The organism is Sphingobium sp. CFD-1 (genome assembly GCF_024611115.1).
Taxonomy (GTDB): Bacteria; Pseudomonadota; Alphaproteobacteria; order Sphingomonadales; family Sphingomonadaceae; genus Sphingobium; species Sphingobium baderi_A.
Genome location: NZ_CP084398.1, coordinates 2,755,521 through 2,771,736 on the forward strand (window position 1 = coordinate 2,755,521; position 16,216 = coordinate 2,771,736).

The 16,216-nt window shown below is 65.1% G+C and carries 16 protein-coding genes and 1 riboswitch; of the genes, 4 read left to right on the forward strand and 12 right to left on the reverse strand.

The window, feature by feature from the left end; all coding sequences use genetic code 11:
- Nucleotides 1-9: 9 nt before the first annotated feature.
- Nucleotides 10-1,209, forward strand: a complete 1,200-nt coding sequence (locus LDB26_RS13880; protein ID WP_257538840.1) for a penicillin-binding protein activator — start codon at nt 10-12, stop codon at nt 1,207-1,209.
- A 5-nt stretch (nt 1,210-1,214) separates the two neighbouring features.
- On the opposite strand, the gene LDB26_RS13885 is transcribed toward LDB26_RS13880, so the two are convergent.
- Both LDB26_RS13885 and LDB26_RS13890 read right to left on the reverse strand, forming a co-directional pair.
- On the reverse strand, nt 1,215-1,988 hold the full coding sequence (locus tag LDB26_RS13885; RefSeq protein ID WP_257538842.1) for an ABC transporter ATP-binding protein: 774 nt from the start codon (nt 1,986-1,988) through the stop codon (nt 1,215-1,217).
- Nucleotides 1,982-2,980: an iron ABC transporter permease gene (locus LDB26_RS13890; protein WP_257538844.1), complete on the reverse strand. Its 999-nt coding sequence runs from the start codon at nt 2,978-2,980 to the stop codon at nt 1,982-1,984. The genes LDB26_RS13885 and LDB26_RS13890 overlap by 7 nt, the downstream gene beginning before the upstream one ends.
- Before the next feature lie 38 nt (nt 2,981-3,018).
- Here LDB26_RS13890 and LDB26_RS13895 point away from each other — a divergent pair, with 38 nt between their 5' ends.
- Nucleotides 3,019-3,837 carry an ABC transporter substrate-binding protein gene (locus tag LDB26_RS13895; RefSeq protein WP_257538847.1) on the forward strand — a complete coding sequence of 273 codons (819 nt, stop codon included), beginning with the start codon at nt 3,019-3,021 and terminating at the stop codon, nt 3,835-3,837.
- Nucleotides 3,838-3,873: 36 nt separating this feature from the next.
- Here LDB26_RS13895 and LDB26_RS13900 read toward each other — a convergent pair whose 3' ends face one another.
- From LDB26_RS13900 to dnaK, 6 genes are all read right to left on the reverse strand, one after another.
- On the reverse strand, nt 3,874-5,727 hold the full coding sequence (locus LDB26_RS13900; protein ID WP_257538848.1) for a TonB-dependent siderophore receptor: 1,854 nt from the start codon (nt 5,725-5,727) through the stop codon (nt 3,874-3,876).
- Nucleotides 5,728-5,903: 176 nt separating this feature from the next.
- Nucleotides 5,904-6,142, reverse strand: a riboswitch (cobalamin riboswitch).
- Between the two features lie 204 nt (nt 6,143-6,346).
- Complete coding sequence (locus tag LDB26_RS13905; RefSeq protein ID WP_062069010.1) at nt 6,347-6,865, reverse strand: tetratricopeptide repeat protein; 519 nt, start codon at nt 6,863-6,865, stop codon at nt 6,347-6,349.
- 77 nt (nt 6,866-6,942) lie between these two features.
- Nucleotides 6,943-8,118, reverse strand: a complete 1,176-nt coding sequence (locus tag LDB26_RS13910) for an RsmB/NOP family class I SAM-dependent RNA methyltransferase (RefSeq protein WP_257538849.1) — start codon at nt 8,116-8,118, stop codon at nt 6,943-6,945.
- A 12-nt stretch (nt 8,119-8,130) separates the two neighbouring features.
- Entirely contained in the window at nt 8,131-9,588 is a 1,458-nt protein-coding gene (gene guaB, locus LDB26_RS13915; protein WP_062067917.1) for an IMP dehydrogenase, read from the reverse strand.
- Between the two features lie 378 nt (nt 9,589-9,966).
- Nucleotides 9,967-11,106 carry a molecular chaperone DnaJ gene (gene dnaJ / locus LDB26_RS13920; RefSeq protein ID WP_062069012.1) on the reverse strand — a complete coding sequence of 380 codons (1,140 nt, stop codon included), beginning with the start codon at nt 11,104-11,106 and terminating at the stop codon, nt 9,967-9,969.
- Between the two features lie 104 nt (nt 11,107-11,210).
- Entirely contained in the window at nt 11,211-13,112 is a 1,902-nt protein-coding gene (dnaK, locus tag LDB26_RS13925; RefSeq protein ID WP_062067919.1) for a molecular chaperone DnaK, read from the reverse strand.
- Between the two features lie 175 nt (nt 13,113-13,287).
- On the opposite strand from dnaK, the gene LDB26_RS13930 reads away from it, so the two are divergent.
- Entirely contained in the window at nt 13,288-13,758 is a 471-nt protein-coding gene (locus tag LDB26_RS13930) for a copper chaperone PCu(A)C (protein ID WP_062067921.1), read from the forward strand.
- Complete coding sequence (locus LDB26_RS13935) at nt 13,755-14,219, forward strand: hypothetical protein (protein WP_062067923.1); 465 nt, start codon at nt 13,755-13,757, stop codon at nt 14,217-14,219. Before LDB26_RS13930 ends, LDB26_RS13935 begins: the two co-directional genes overlap by 4 nt.
- 127 nt (nt 14,220-14,346) lie before the next feature.
- Here the strand turns inward: LDB26_RS13935 and rplS are convergent, their stop codons facing one another.
- Genes rplS through rimM form a run of 4 tightly spaced genes read right to left on the reverse strand, consistent with a single transcriptional unit; the run spans nt 14,347 to nt 16,215 of the window.
- Complete coding sequence (gene rplS, locus LDB26_RS13940; protein ID WP_062067925.1) at nt 14,347-14,715, reverse strand: 50S ribosomal protein L19; 369 nt, start codon at nt 14,713-14,715, stop codon at nt 14,347-14,349.
- Nucleotides 14,716-14,720: 5 nt separating this feature from the next.
- Complete coding sequence (trmD, locus tag LDB26_RS13945; RefSeq protein WP_062067927.1) at nt 14,721-15,458, reverse strand: tRNA (guanosine(37)-N1)-methyltransferase TrmD; 738 nt, start codon at nt 15,456-15,458, stop codon at nt 14,721-14,723.
- A complete protein-coding gene (locus tag LDB26_RS13950) occupies nt 15,455-15,724 on the reverse strand; it encodes a hypothetical protein (protein ID WP_062067929.1) in 270 nt (89 codons plus the stop codon). Before LDB26_RS13950 ends, trmD begins: the two co-directional genes overlap by 4 nt.
- Before the next feature lie 11 nt (nt 15,725-15,735).
- Nucleotides 15,736-16,215, reverse strand: coding sequence for a ribosome maturation factor RimM (gene rimM, locus LDB26_RS13955; RefSeq protein ID WP_257538850.1), 480 nt, complete (start codon nt 16,213-16,215; stop codon nt 15,736-15,738).
- Nucleotide 16,216: the final 1 nt, after the last annotated feature.

Here is a 16,216-nt window from a genome sequence, read left to right on the forward strand (position 1 = left end):
GGACCCCAGATGACAGAGACGGATGCCCCCCGGCAAGCGGACATATGGACCGCCACGAAGCGCGGCGCGCGCATTCTCTTTGCGGTCAGCGCTTTGCTGGTCGCCGCCTGTCAGTCGATCGTGCCCAAGGGGGAAGGTCCGAAGCCCACCGGTCCGAAGCCCACGGGACCGGAAGTGACGCAGGGACTGCCGACCGATACGGAACGGCACCGCGTCGCCCTGCTGGTGCCGATGAGCGGGACCAATGCCGGGGTAGGCCAGTCCATCGCCAATGCGACGACGCTGGCGCTGCTGGATACCAAGGCCGACAAGGTCCGCATCACCACCTATGACACGAATCTGGGCGCGGCGGCGGCGGTCAACAAGGCGTTGGCGGACGGCAATCGGCTGATCCTTGGCCCGCTGCTGGCCGATGACGCGCGGGTCGTAGGGCCGATCGCCGCGCGGGCGGGCGTGCCGGTCATCAGCTTTTCCAACGATGTGAGCGTCGCGGGCAAGGGCGTCTATATCCTCGGCTACAATCCCAACCAGTCGATCGACCGGGTGGTCGGCTTCGCGAAGGAAAAGGGCCTGTCCAGCTTTGCGGGACTGGTGCCCAAGGGCGTCTATGGCGAGCGTGCCGGCACGGCGCTGCTGCGGGCCGTCGAGCAGGCTGGCGGCACTGTCGTATCGCTCCAGACCTTCGACCGTTCGGCCGGATCGATCACGGCGGCGGTCAAGAAATTGCAGGCTTCGTCCAGCTATGACGCGCTGCTGATCGCGGACAGCGGGCGCGTGGCGTTGCAGATCGCACCAGTCGTGCGGAAAAATGGCGGCGCCAATGCGCGGCTGCTGGGCACGGAATTGTGGAACACCGACAATGCGCTGTCGTCCAGCCCGGTGCTGCGCGGAGCGTGGTTCGCCAGCGTTTCGGACGGCCTCTATCGCCAGCTCGCGGGTAAATATCGCGCGCGGTACGGCAATGCGCCCTTCCGTCTTTCGGCGCTGGGTTATGACGCGGTGCTGCTGACGGTGCGGATCGCGCGGGAGTGGAAGGTGGGAACGCCCTTCCCCGCTGCAAGGCTACGCGATTCGAGCGGGTTCGCAGGGATCGACGGCGCGTTCCGCTTCAACCGCGACGGCGTGGCGGAACGGGCGCTGGAAGTGTCCGAAGTGGGCGCGGGAGCCTTCACTGTGGTGGACGCCGCACCGCGCGGCTTCGCGGACTGAAGCGATCAGACGCGGCTGAGCGGCAGGATCACCGGCCGCCCGGCTTCCTCCCCGATCCAGGCGTCGATGCCATAGACGCGGGCCAGATTGGCGCGGGTCAGCACGTCCAATGGCGCCCCGTCCGCCACCGCTTCGCCCCGATCCATCAGGATCAGGCGGTCGCAGTAGCGCGCCGCCATGCCAAGGTCGTGCAACACGGTCGCGACCAGCGCGCCTGAACGCGCCTCGGCGCTCAGCAACTCCATCACGTCGATCTGGTGCCCCGGATCGAGCGCGGCGAGCGGCTCGTCCGCGATCAGCGCGGGCGCGCCCACCGCCAACGCACGAGCCAGCAGGACGCGCGCGCGTTCGCCGCCCGAAAGCTCGGTTGCAATGCGGCCCTTCAGGTGCAGCACGTCGGCCCGCGCCAGCGCCGCATCCACCAGCGCCTCATCGGCAGGCGTGAGCCGCGACAAGGGGCCCAGATGCGGCAACCGGCCCAGAGCGACCAGCCGCTCGACCGCCAGCGGCCAATGCAGCGTCTGCCCCTGCGGCAGATAGGCGATATGTTGCGCGATTGCGCGGCGCGACAGGACGGCGACGTCGCGGCCATTGAGGGAAACGCTGCCCGTGCTCAACGGCACCAGGCCCAGCATCGCGCGGATCAGGGATGATTTGCCCGCGCCATTGGGACCGATGATACCGACAAGCTGACCGGGCGGCATATCCAGCGTGACGCCGCGCACGGCCGTATGACGGCCCAATCGGACGCCCATTTGCTCTGCGCGGATCGTCACCATAGCCGCCGCTCCCGCATCAGGTGAACAAGGAAGACCGGCACACCCAGCATGGCGGTCAGCACACCCAGTTTCAGTTCATTGGTCGTCGGGATGAGCCGCACGCCGATATCCGCGAAAGTCAGCAACACCGCCCCGCCCAGCATGGATGGCAGCAGGATGGCGGAAGGCGACCGATCCGTCAGCGGGCGGATCAGATGCGGCACGATCAGGCCGACGAAACCGATCGAACCCGACACGGCGACCGCGCCGCCGACACCGATCGCGACGCCCAGCATCAAACGCAGCCTCGCCCATTTAAGGTCGACGCCCAATGCCTGCGCGCCATCCTCGCCCAATGTCAGCGCGTCGAGCGTGCGTCCGTCCGCGATCAGCAGGGCCGCGCCGATGGCGATGCAGGGCAGCGCCGTCAGCACATGGACATAACTGCGATTTTCAAGGCTCCCCATCAGCCAGCTCATAATCTCCATCGCGGCGAAAGGGTTGGGCGACAGGTTGAGCGACAGGCTGATCCCCGCTCCGGCCAGCGTCGCTATGGCGATCCCGGCAAGGATCAGCGTCAGCGGACTTTCGGACGGCCCGGCGAGGAGGAAAAGACCCCCTATGGCGATCATCCCCGCCAATATCGCCAGCAGCGGGAGGGCAAGGACATGCATCTGCGCCAGCCCGAAATAGAGCGCGCACACTGCCCCCAGCGCCGCCGCATTGGATGCGCCCAGTACGGATGGCTCAGCCAGCGGATTGCGGAGATAGCCTTGCAGCGCCGCGCCCGACAGGCCCAGCATCCCGCCGACCAGCAGGCCCAGGATCATGCGCGGCAGGCGCAGGTCGATCAGGATGGCGCGGGCAATGTCGTCTCCACCGCCCATCAGCACGGCGAGCAGGCGCTCCGGCGAAATCGGCACCGCGCCCAGCGTGACCGACCCGCAGGCCGCCAGCACAAGCAACAGCAGCAGCAAGGGAAGCAGCAGCGGGTGGCGGCGGCGCGCGGTCATCCCTTGCGCCCCCGTCCCGCGCTGCTAGGGGCAAATATATGCAGTGGATGAAATTCCTGGGAGCCATTGCGGCGTTTGGCCTGATCGGCGCGGCCCCTGCCCCCGGCGTGCCGCGCAGGATCGTGTCGCTGAATGTCTGCGCCGATCAATATGTGCTGGCGCTTGCCGATCCGGGGCAGATCGCCGCCCTCAGCAGCAATGCGCGTAACGCGGAGCTGTCGGCCGCCGCCGTGCAGGCGCGCCCCTTCCGCAGCCTGCGCCGTCCATCCGAGGAGGTGATGGCGATCGCGCCGGACCTGCTGCTGGGCTTTCCGCTGGGCGACACCGTCGCGGGCGCGCCGCCCGGGCGATGGAATATAGTGGGCCTGGAAACCGCGGACAGCTATCCGATGGTGATGGAGCAGATCCGGCGGACCGCCAAAGCGGTGGGACACCCGGAACGCGGCGAGGCGCTGATCGCGCGCATGAACCGCGACCTCGCCGCGCTGCCGCGGCCCCAGCGCAGCGGCGTCGCGGCCTATTATCAGCGGCGCGGTTATATGACCGGCACCGGCACGCTGGTCGATGACCTGATGCGGCGCGCGGGCCTCACCAACCTTGCCGGCAAGCTGGGGAAGCCTGCTCTGGCGCAGATTCCCCTTGAGCAGATGATCGCCGCACGCCCCGACTGGCTGATCGTCGAAAGCGGCAGCGAACAGGTGGTCGATCAGGGGACGGAGATGCTGCACCATCCGATCCTGAAAGACATCCCCCGCATCCGCGTGCCGCAGGCGTGGACGGTCTGCGGCGGCCCCGCCTATGTGCTGGCCGCGCGCAGCATCGTGGCGCAGATCAACGCCGCGCCCCGCCGCCGATAGGGGACGGACGCTCACGCCCGTCCCTTTTCAGCGCGATCAGAAGCGGACACGCACGCCGCCATAGGCCGACCGGCCATAGACCCCATAGCCATAGGCCGTGGCGTATTCCTGATCCGACAGATTGTCGATCCGGCCATATATCTCCAGATGCTCGCCGATCGGGAAGGATGCGCGCAGGCCGACAATGGCATAGCCGTCCAGTTGCACCCTGTTCCGGCCCGCGTCCAGGTCGAAACTGTCGCCCACCATGGTGATCGTCGCGCCGGTGCTGAGGCCGAAGGGCCACGCATAATCCGCCGACACGCTGACCGCATTGGCGGCGCGGCGCAGCAGGCGCTTGCCTTCATCCACGCTGCCAGGCGACCGGTCTCGCGCGTCGATATAGCTATATGAACCGGTGAGAGTGAGCGCATCGACCGGCTTCAATGTCAGCGTCGCCTCCACACCCTTGGCGCGGGTGCGGTCGAGATTGCCATAGAGGAAGCTGTTATTGTCATAGTTGATCTGGTTACGCGTATCGCGGCGGAAAGCGGTGACCGACAGCATCGCCCGCCCATCGTCCAGGCTCTGGTCAAAGCCGATATCGTAGCTTTTGGACCTTTCCGGCTTCAGATCCGCGTTGCCGCTGAACATATCGTAAAGCTGATAGAGGGAAGGCGCCTTGAACCCTTCGCCATAGCTCAGGCGGAAATTGGTCGCGCCATGGTTGGGTGTATAATTGGCGTTCGCGCCAAAGGTTGTCGCGCCGCCAAACTGGCTGTGATCGTCATGACGCACGCCGCCGGTGACAGACAGCCCCGCGACCGGCTTCACGATGGCCAGGGCATAGACGCTGTCGATATTCGCCTTCGCACTGGATGTGTCGCCGAAGCCGAAGAAATCATAATCGGGCCGCTCATGCTCATAGCCGAAGACCAGCTTCGCCTGATCGACCGGCGCATAGACGCCTTCATATTCGAAGCGCAGGTTGGTGCCGCTATAGCCATAGTCGGGGTCCGTGCCGCGCACGAAATAATAGTCGCGGTCGTTGCGGAACCAGGTGACCGCCGCCCGATTGGTCAGCTTGCCGTCGAGCAGAGCGAGATTGATGCCGGCATAGCCGACATATTGGTCCGATTTGCTGATGTCAGCGCTGTCGGCGGGTGCGCCGAAGAAGCTGTCATAATCGAGATCGGCATGAATATAATAGCCGCGCAGGTCGAGGCTGAGCGTATCGGTGAAACTGAGCTTGAGCTTCGCATTGGCGGCAATGTTCTTGTAGCCGTCCTTTTCCGTGGCGCCAAAGGAGCGCGCTGCCGAGGAAATGCCATCGGTACGGAAATAAGCCATGCCCACGCCGCCCGAAGCGATGCCGCTGGTGCCAGACACATCGGCCTTGGCGTTCAGCGTATCGCTATAACCATAATCGACCGAGGCATTGGCGGCATAGCCTTCAGCGGGCGTACCCGTCATCACATTGACCACGCCGCCAATCGCCTGACTGCCATAGACGACAGAGTTGGAACCGCGCAGCACTTCGATCCGGCGGATATTACCGACCAGCAGATGGCCGAAATCATAGCCGTCGCCAATTCCGCTGGGATCATTGACCTTCACGCCGTCGATCAGCACCAGCGTCTGCGTTGTTTCCGCGCCGCGCAGCGACACGCCCGTCGCCGCGCCGGTCGTGCCCGAGCGATTGAAACGCACACCCGGCGTCGTCATCAGCAAATCCGTCACATCGACCGCCTGCCGCGTGCGGATGGTGTCGGCGTCGATCACGCTGATCGCCTGTCCCACCTCGTCCCGCGGCTGTTCAATGCCCGATGCGGTGACGACAATATCGTCATCCTGCGCCAACGCAGGCGTGGCCGCCAGCAATGCCATGAGCGGCAATCCCGATTTCAACATTTTTTCGTCTCTTCCCTGAGCGTCCTTGCGACTTTCAAGGCCGGGGACTCCGCGCGCGCGGTCGACACGCGCGACAGGCCGACGCCGGTTCCCGCCACGCGCACCGATGCGGCCCCGGCCGCTTGGCAGCGTCGCTCAGACGGAAAACCGTGCCATGGCCTATCCCTGGACCAGGGCAAGAGCGACCGGGCGCTGGCAGGTCTCCTGGCTCGCGGGTCATAGCAGCGATGCGCCAGCCTTCCCGGACATGCGTCCAGTGGCCGGTCCCCTTCCCGCCCCTTTGCAGGAATGTGGGACCAATACGCATCGCGCTCACCGCTTACAGTTGCAGGGACAGCCGCGGAATAAGAGGGCGAACCCTCCGCACCGCATTCCCTTTTCAGCCCCGTGGGGCACCAGCGCGATCATGTCCGCCGCGCTTGAAGCGCCCCGGACGCCGCCGCCCATAGGGCAAGCCGTTCCTTATGCCAAGCGAATCAAGTGAGAGGCCAAAGGAAATGGCGGATTTGGGTGGATTGCGGACTGTCCGCCATTCCCATCTCCGTTCGCCTTGCGCGAAGGTGGGTTGTCCGCAAATGGCCGCAGCCTGCCGCCCCAATATGCGGCCGCCAGAACCCGGTCAGGGCGTTTCGGTCGGCACGACTTTGGGTGCGGGCACGTCTTCCTTCGCGCTCAGCACCGCGGCGGGCGGTCCCTTTTCAATCGCGGCAACAAGCGGGCCCACGCCCGCGCAATCGGCGCGGCACAGCTTTTGCGCCTGCGCCAGATTTTCCTTGGCCTTGGCGATGGCGCCCTTTTCCACCATGGCTTCGCCCTGACCCACCAGCGCACCGACATCCGCCGGGTCCAGCAGCAACGCTTCATTGTACAGGCGGATGGCCTTGCCCTGCAGCCCCTGCGCCCGCGCCACCTGCGCCAGTTCGATATAAGCGGCGCGATTGCGCGGATCGACGGCCAGCGCGCTTTCCAGCGCATCGTTCGCGCCTTCCAGATTGCCCGCCTTGCGCGCGGTTTCGCCCGCACGCTGCCATTCAATCGAGCGCGGATCGATCTGCGCGTCGGGCCGCTGGGTCATGCCCGCGCTGGATACGGTCGTCAGCACGACGGCAAGGGCAATCGAGGCAGGGGTAAAACGCATCAATGTCTCCAGCCATGTTTCAGGCGTTGCTTCCGGCCAAGTGTCGCCATTTTGCGGGCGCTTGTCCATTGTCTCTTTCATGGCCCGCGGCGCAGCCGGGCGAAGTAGAAACCGTCCGTCCCGTCATGCCCCGGCGTCAGCAGCCAACCCGGACCGTGCGCCCGCCCCAATGGCAAGTCGATGGCGTCCGCGATCCAGCCATCATGCCGTTGCAGGAATGTCTCCACCTGACCCCGCCCCTCCCTGTCCGTCAGCGCACAGGTGGCATAGACCAGCGCGCCGCCCGGCGCCAGCAGCGGCGCGGCGAAATCGAGGATGCGGGCCTGTTCCTGCACCAGCCTGTCGAGCCGGGCGGGAGTCAGTCGCCAGCGCGCCTCCGGGTTGCGCCGCCATGTGCCCGTGCCGGAACAGGGCGCATCGACCAACACGGCATCGGCCCGGCCATGCAGGCTTTCCAGCGCGCGCGCTTCATGCCCCTGATCGAGCAGGAGCGTCTGGATGAATGTCGCGCCTGCGCGCTCGGCGCGGGGAGACAGGCGGGCAAGGCGGGAGCGGATGGTGTCGGCGGCGATCAGCGTGCCCTTGCCCTCCATGGCGGCGGCCAGCGCCAGCGTCTTTCCGCCCGCGCCGGCGCACAGGTCGATGACCGTCTGGCCGGGCCGCGCCTCGCAAGCAATGGCGATAAGTTGGCTGCCCGCATCCTGCACTTCGACGAGACCACGCTGCCACGGCTCGCTCTTTTCGACTGGCGCGCCTTCGGGCAGGCGCAGCGCATCGGACACGCCGGGAACTGGCATCGCGTCGGGCAGGAGCGGCAGGGCATCCTCCAACGCGCCTCTCAGCCGGTTGACGCGCAAATCGACCGGCGCGCGGCCCAGCAACGCGTCCTGCTCCACAGGCGCGGCTAGCAAGGGGGCGATCCAAGCGGGGATGATGCCCGGCTCGGCGCCTGTTTCACTTGGCTCGATTGGCGCGGGAGCATGGACCGATCCGTCGAACAGGGCGGCGATCTCCGGGCGCTCATGGGCGATGCCGATCATGGCGGCGCGGCCGCTTTCCGGGCGTTCGGCGACGCGGCGGATCGCGTCATAGACATGATCGCGCACCGCCCGGCGGTCACGCGATCCGGCATAGCGCCGCTCCTTGAAATAGCGGGCGATCAGCGTGTCCGCCGCGGGCCCGCCATCGCGCGCGGAGGCGATGATGGCGTCGAGCAGTTCGATGGCGGCCTGAACGCGGGCGGAAGGCGTCATGCCGCGCCGTCCTCAGCGCGTCGGATAATTGGGCGCTTCCCGCGTGATCGTCACATCATGGACGTGGCTTTCCGACAGGCCGGCATTGGTGATCTGCACGAAGCGGGCGCGCTCCTGCAAATCCTTGATCGTGCGGCTGCCGGTATAGCCCATCGCCGCTTTCACACCGCCGACAAGCTGGTGGATCACGTCCTTGGCCGGGCCTTTGAAAGGCACCTGGCCTTCAATGCCTTCAGGCACCAGCTTCATCTGGTCCTTGATGTCCGCCTGGAAATAGCGGTCCGCGCTACCCCGCGCCATCGCGCCGACGCTGCCCATGCCGCGGTAACTCTTATAGGCGCGGCCCTGATAGAGGAAGGTTTCGCCCGGCGCTTCGGCCGTTCCGGCCAGCAGCGATCCCACCATGACGCAGCCCGCGCCCGCCGCCAGCGCCTTCGCCACGTCGCCCGACGTGCGAAGGCCGCCGTCGGCGATCACCGGCACGCCGTGCTTGGCGGCGGCTTCGGCGGAGTCCATGATGGCGGTGAGCTGCGGCACGCCGACGCCCGCGACGACGCGGGTGGTGCAGATGGAACCGGGACCGATGCCGACCTTCACGCAGTCCGCGCCCGCGCCGATCAGCGCGCGGGTCGCTTCGGCGGTGGCGACATTGCCCGCAACGACCTGAACATGGTTGGACATTTTTTTGACCGCTTCGACCGCGACCGCGACCTGCTTGCTGTGGCCGTGCGCGGTATCGATGACGATCAGGTCGCATTCGGCGTCGATCAAGGCTTCGGTGCGTTCGAGCCCCTTATCGCCCACCGTGGTCGCCGCGGCGACGCGCAGGCGGCCCGATGCGTCCTTGGTCGCCTGCGGATAGGTGACGGCCTTCTCGATATCCTTGACGGTGATGAGGCCCACGCAATGATAGGCGTCGTCCACCACCAGCAGCTTTTCGATGCGGCGCTGATGGAGCAGGCGCATCGCCTCATCCTGGCCAACGCCCAGCTTCACCGTGGCGAGATTGTCTCTCGTCATCAGCTCACTGACCGGCTGGGACGGGTTTTCCGCGAAACGGGTGTCGCGATGGGTCAGGATACCGACCAGCTTGCCCGATGCCTCGACCACGGGGATGCCACTGATCCTGTGGTGTTCCATCAGCATCTGCGCGTCGGCCAGCGTGGCATTGGGGGTGATGGTGATGGGGTTCACCACCATGCCGCTTTCAAACCGCTTGACCGCACGGACCGCCGCCGCCTGTTCCTCGATCGAGAGGTTGCGGTGCAGCACGCCGATCCCGCCAAGCTGCGCCATGACGATCGCCATGTCCGCTTCCGTTACCGTGTCCATGGCGGACGACAGGATCGGGATGTTGAGCCTTATTTCCCGGGTGACTTGCGTGCTGGTATCGGCCTGACTGGGCAACACGTCGGATTCGCCGGGCTGAAGAAGCACGTCGTCGAAGGTGAGGCCGAGGCGGATATCCATGTGAACTGCCACTTTCTGCTGCGGGACCGGCGGCTGGTCCCTCTGGGGAATCGTGGCGGCTCATGTAACCACTTCCCCCCGAAACGACCAGTCCCCCATGCATATTTTATTGCGCGCTGCGGTAATGAAGCGCGAAGAGCGCGGTGACGTGGGCCAGTCTGCGCGAAAGGCGGTCATGCCATGCCGGGCGCGGCGGTAGGATGGTCGTCCGGTCAAAGTTGACGACCAGTCCGTTTGGAATGTGCGCTCGCTGGAACTGAGATGCATTATGCTCTGTTTCGCAGCGTCATGTCTCTATCGATCTGCAGAACAGAAAAGCCGGAAACAGGCGAAACTGTTTCCGGCTCCCTGAAGAGAATGCAGCGGGCTGGCCCGGGTTCAGTCGCCCCAAAGTTCCTTGAGCTTGCTGAAGAAGCCGGTGGACTGGGGACATTCCTCGCCCGTTTCCGTTTCACGGAAGGCTTCGAGCAGTTCGCGCTGGCGGGCGCTGAGCTTGGTCGGGGTTTCGACATCGACCTGGATGACCAGATCGCCCTGCCCGCGTCCGTTCAGCACCGGCATCCCCACGCCGCGCTGGCGGATCTGCTTGCCGGACTGGATGCCGCTCGGGATCTTGATCTCATGCCGGCTGCCGTCGAGGCCGGGCACCTCGATCGTGCCGCCCAGCGATGCCGTGGTGAAGCTGACCGGGGCGCGGCAGAACAGGGTCGTGCCGTCGCGCTCGAAGATCGGATGCCGCTTCACATGCAGGAAGATGTAGAGGTCGCCCGGAGGTGCGCCGCGCGCCCCGCACTCGCCTTCGCCCGACAGGCGGATACGGGTGCCTTCGTCGACGCCGGCGGGAATGTTGACCGACAGGGTCTTGGGTCTGTCCACGCGCCCTTCGCCCCGGCACGAGCGGCAGGGGTTTTCGATGACCTGCCCCGCGCCATGACAGGCCGGGCAGGTGCGTTCGACCACGAAAAAGCCCTGCTGCGCCCGGACCTGCCCATGACCGCCGCACGTGCCACAGGTCTTGACGCCCGTGCCCGGCTGCGCGCCGGACCCGTCGCAGGCATCGCAGGAAGCGGAGACTTCGATCTCGATTTCGCTCTGCTTGCCGTGATAGGCTTCGTCGAGCGTGATCTCCATGTCGTAACGCAGGTCGGCGCCGCGCCGCTGGGCCTGACGTCCCCCGCCGCCGCCGAAACCGGCCTGGCCGAAGATCGTCTCGAAAATATCGCCCAGATCGGAAAAACCGCCCGCGCCGCGCCCGCCATTGAAACCGCCCCCGCCGCCATTCTGGGCATTGGTGTAGGCTGCGTGGCCATAGCGGTCATAGGCCGCGCGTTTCTGCGGATCCTTCAGGCACTCATAGGCTTCGGACACGGCCTTGAACCGGGCCTCGCCGTCGGTGCATCCCCCGGTCTTGTCCGGGTGATATTTCATCGCCAGCTTGCGATAGGCGCTCTTGATGGTCGTGGCGTCCGCCGTGCGTTCCACCTCGAGCAGCGAATAATAGTCGATTTCGGTAGTCATCTCGCCCCCGGCGCGCACGTTCCCCGGCTCCGCCCCGAACGGTCGCGCTGGTCAGATACCATGCCGTCCGCGCGGGGCGAAGTCGAGAAGCGTTTCATCGGGCCTTACGCCTTGTTGTTCTCGTCCACTTCCGAAAATTCGGCGTCGACGACATCGTCATCCGCTTTCGGCGCTTCGGCATCTGGAGAAGCAGCCGCGGCCTGTTCCTTCTCATAGATCGCCTGGCCGAGCTTCATGGCGACCGTGGCGAGTTCCTGCGCCTTGGTCTTCATGTCTTCGGCGTCCCCGCCCTCGATCGCGGACTTGGTCGCGGCGATCGCGGTTTCGATTTCGGACTTGAGGGCCGCGTCCACCTTGTCGCCATGCTCGGAAAGCTGCTGTTCGGTGGTATGGACCAGGCTTTCGGCGTTGTTCTTCGCCTCGGCCGACTCGCGGCGCTTCTTGTCCTCTTCGGCGAAGCGTTCGGCGTCCTTCACCATCTGATCGATGTCGGCGTCGGACAGGCCGCCCGAAGCCTGGATGCGGATCTGCTGCTCCTTGCCGGTGCCCTTGTCCTTGGCGCTGACGTTGACGAGGCCGTTGGCGTCGATGTCGAACGTCACCTCGATCTGCGGCACGCCGCGCGGCGCGGGCGGGATGCCGACCAGGTCGAACTGACCCAGCAGCTTGTTGTCCGCCGCCATTTCACGCTCGCCCTGGAACACGCGGATCGTCACCGCCTGCTGATTGTCGTCAGCGGTGGAATAGACCTGCGACTTCTTGGCCGGGATCGTGGTGTTGCGGTCGATCATGCGGGTGAACACGCCGCCCAGCGTTTCGATGCCGAGGCTCAGCGGAGTCACGTCGAGCAGCAGCACGTCCTTGACGTCGCCCTGCAGCACGCCCGCCTGAATCGCCGCGCCCATGGCGACGACTTCGTCCGGATTCACGCCGGTGTGCGGTTCCTTGCCGAAAAATTCCTTCACGGCCTCGCGCACCTTGGGCATGCGGGTCATGCCGCCCACGAGAACGACTTCGCTGATCTCGGCGGCCGAAACGCCTGCATCGGCCAGCGCCTTCTTGCAGGGTTCCATGGTCCGCTTGATGAGGTCGGCCACCAGCCGTTCCAAATCGGCGCGGGTGATATTCTTCACCAGATGCTTGGGACCATTCTGGTCGGCGGTGATGAAGGGCAGGTTCACTTCGGTCGACTGGGCCGAGGACAGCTCAATCTTCGCCTTTTCGGCGGCTTCCTTCAGCCGCTGGAGCGCCAGCTTGTCCTTGGTGAGGTCGATGCCTTCTTCCTTCTTGAAGTCGGCGGCCAGATATTCCACCAGCTTGGCGTCGAAATCCTCGCCGCCCAGGAACGTGTCGCCATTGGTGGACTTCACTTCGAACACGCCATCGCCGATTTCCAGGATGGAAATGTCGAAGGTGCCGCCGCCAAGGTCATAAACCGCGATGGTCTTGCCGTCTTGCTTCTCAAGCCCGTAGGCAAGCGCGGCCGCTGTCGGCTCGTTGATGATCCGCAGCACTTCCAGGCCCGCAATCTGCCCCGCGTCCTTGGTCGCCTGACGCTGGGCGTCATTGAAATAGGCCGGAACGGTGATAACCGCCTGCGTGACCGTCTCGCCCAGATAGCTCTCGGCGGTTTCCTTCATCTTCTGGAGCGTGAAGGCGGAGATTTGCGAGGGGCTGTAATCCTTGCCACCCGCATTGACCCATGCGTCGCCATTCGGTCCCTTCACGATCGAATAAGGGACCAGTTCCATGTCCTTCTTCGTCGTAGGATCGTCGAAGCGGCGGCCGATCAGGCGCTTCACCGCGAAAATCGTGTTATCCGGATTGGTGACGGCCTGCCGCTTGGCGGGCTGGCCGATCAGGCGTTCGCCGTCCTTGGCGAAGGCAACGATGGAGGGCGTGGTGCGCGCGCCTTCCGCATTTTCAATGACCTTGGGCTTCCCGCCATCCATCACAGCCACGCAGCTGTTGGTGGTGCCTAGGTCAATACCGATTACTTTTCCCATTTCTTCCTCTTTAACCCCAATTTCTATCAGCGGTTGACGGCCCCATACCTCACGAAAGCGCCAAGGCAAGACCGTTTGCATGCCGGATATAGGCGCGCTTTTTCTTGGCACAAGAAGCTGCCGGGATTAGCTAGATAACCGACCGAAAACGAGACAGTCCCTGAAAGGCCATTCCATGCGCGCGATTCTCCCCTTCCTTGCCCTTGCCGCGCCGCTGGTCCTGAGCGCGTGCGGCGATCCCGCGCCCACCTATATCGATCAGGCCTGGGTGCGACTCAGCCCCAACAAGGACACGCCCTCTGCGGGTTATTTCGTGGCTCATGGCGGTGCGAGCGACGTGCAATTGCGCGGCGTGCTGACCGATTATGCGCTGAAGGTGGAAATGCACGAGAGCGTCAGCGAGAACGGCGTGATGACGATGAAGCCGATTTCCAGCGTGGACATTCCGGCCAAGGGCAAGGTGGCCTTTGCACCGGGCGGCAAGCATCTGATGCTGTGGGGCGTCAACGATACCGCGATCAGCCGGGGCACGATGCAGCTTACCTTCCTTCTTTCCAATGGCGACCGCCTGCTGGTGGATGCCGTGATCCAGAAGCCGGGCGCGGCGGCTCCAGCAGCGAAAACGGACGAGCATAAGGACCATTGAGCAGCCGCAACCTGACACAAGCGGAGATTGCGCTCGCCCGGTCGATATTTGGCGACGCCATCGCTTATCACCGGGTGCGGGTGCATAACCGCAAATGGTGGCCCTTCCAGCCCCGGCGCGTGACCATGGCGCCGGACGGCGACCTGTGGTTCCATCCCGAAGGCGGCCTGTTCTGTGCGGATTTCTGCGGCGGCCCGCTGCACCTGCAAGGGCTGTTCATCCATGAGATGACCCATGTGTGGCAAGCCCAGCGCGGCGGCAAATGGTATCTGCCGCTGATGCGCCATCCCTTTTGCCGTTATGGATATGAGATCGCGCCGGGAAAGGCCTTCCACCGCTATGGGCTGGAGCAGCAGGCCGAGATCGTCCGCCATGCCTTCCTGATGCGATGCGGCGCGGCGGTGGACGGCAAGCCGGGGCTGGCGGTGTATGAGGCGCTGCTGCCGTTTGGGAATGGCTGATCGCTTGTTGAGGTGAGTTGGCGGACTGTCCGCTTATTCGTTCTCCGTACGCCAACGAAAACAGGCGGCGCTCCGGGGAGCACCGCCTGCTATTTCGTTCACGGCTCTCACGAACCGCGCGAGGGAATCAATCCTCGGTGCGGATGTCGCGGCGCTCGGCGATGCGAGCGCGCTTGCCGGTACGGCCGCGCAGATAATAGAGCTTCGCGCGACGCACGACGCCGCGGCGGACTACCGTGATCGAATCGAGATTGGGCGAATAGAGCGGGAACACGCGCTCCACCCCTTCGCCGAACGAAATCTTGCGAACGGTGAAGTTGGAACCCATGCCCTTGTTCGAGCGGGCAATGCACACGCCTTCGTAGTTCTGGACGCGGCTGCGGTCGCCTTCGACGACCTTCACGCCGACGCGCAGCGTGTCGCCCGGACGGAAATCGGGGATATCCTTGGCGAGGGCCGCGATGTTTTCAGCCTCGATCTGCTGGATCAAGTTCATGTAACTCAGTCCTTATCTTCGCGTTGCGCGCCAGAGGGCGACTGGTCCCGAACACCGATATGGCGTTCCCAAAGGTCCGGCCGCCTTAGCCGTGTGTCATCTTCCGCCCTTTGTTTCCGCCAGGCGGCGATCTTCGCATGATCCCCCGATCGCAACACTTGCGGGATCGTGCGCCCTTCCCACTCAGCGGGCCGGGTATAGTGCGGATATTCAAGAAGGCCGCTTTCGAAGCTTTCCTCATCCCCGCTGGAAGCCGCGCCCATTACACCGGGAAGCAGCCGAACGCAAGCATCCAGCAGCATCAATGCGCCCATCTCTCCGCCCGACAATATGATGTCACCCATGGAGAGTTGTTCGACCGGTCGGCCTTCGAAAATACGCTCGTCGAAACCTTCGAACCGGCCGCAGAGAATCGTCGCGCCCGGCCCCGCCGCCAGATCGCGCACCCGCGCCTGCGTGACGGGCGCGCCGCGCGGCGTCATGGCGATGACGGGAAGATCAGGGCGGCGCTCCAGCGCATGATCGACAGCGCTGGCGAGAATGTCGACGCGCAGCACCATGCCCGCTCCGCCGCCCGCAGGCGTATCGTCCACGGTGCGGTGCCTGTCGGCCGCGAAGTCGCGGATATGGATGGGATCACAGACCCACCTTCCCTCTGCCAGCGCCCGTCCGGCGAGCGAATGGCCGAGCGGGCCGGGAAATATCTCAGGATAGAGGGTCAATATCTGCGCGGTGAAGCTCATCGCGCCCTCATGCAGCAACGCAGACCCATGCCCGCAAGAGACGCGACCGCCCCCACCCCCAGAACCAACCAGCCAATAGCGCGTGCCAGATCGTCAAAGCCCTGCGGCGGGCGGACGACAGTGGGCAGAATGAAGAAGGCGGGCACAATCGCCACTACGCCAAGCAGGATCGCCAGCCGCACCGCCCAATGCCAGGGCGCGCCCCACAAAGCCCAGCCGATCGCGATCAACACCACCGGGTAGAGAATGGCCAGAAATGTCTGCATGGCCCGAAGGCTCAGGCCGCGAAGGCCGCTTCGATCACGGCTTGGCCATCGGCCAGCGTGACGGCGTGCATCGGGGCCATGAAGCGTTTGCCATTCGGGCGCTCGACCTCGATAATATCGCCCGCGCCGAAATTCTCGACCGTGACGATTGCGCCCAGCGCCTCACCGTCGCTGGAAATGCAGGGCAGGCCGATCAGGTCGACATGATAATATTCGCCCTCGTCCAGGTCCGGCAGGGCGGAACGCGCGATGGTGAGTTCGGTGCCGCGCAGGGATTCCGCGTCGCTGCGATTGCCGATCTCGGCAAAGCGCGCCACCGCGCCATTGGGACCGGGGCGCACCGACTTCAACGTCAGCGTGCGCCCTGCCACCTCGAAGCTCTTGTAGCTTTTGAGCGTGTCGACGCCCTCGCCAAAGAGCTTCAGACGGACTTCGCCCGCCACACCATGCGCGCCGATGATGACGGCCAGAGTGACGGGCTTGTCGGTCAAG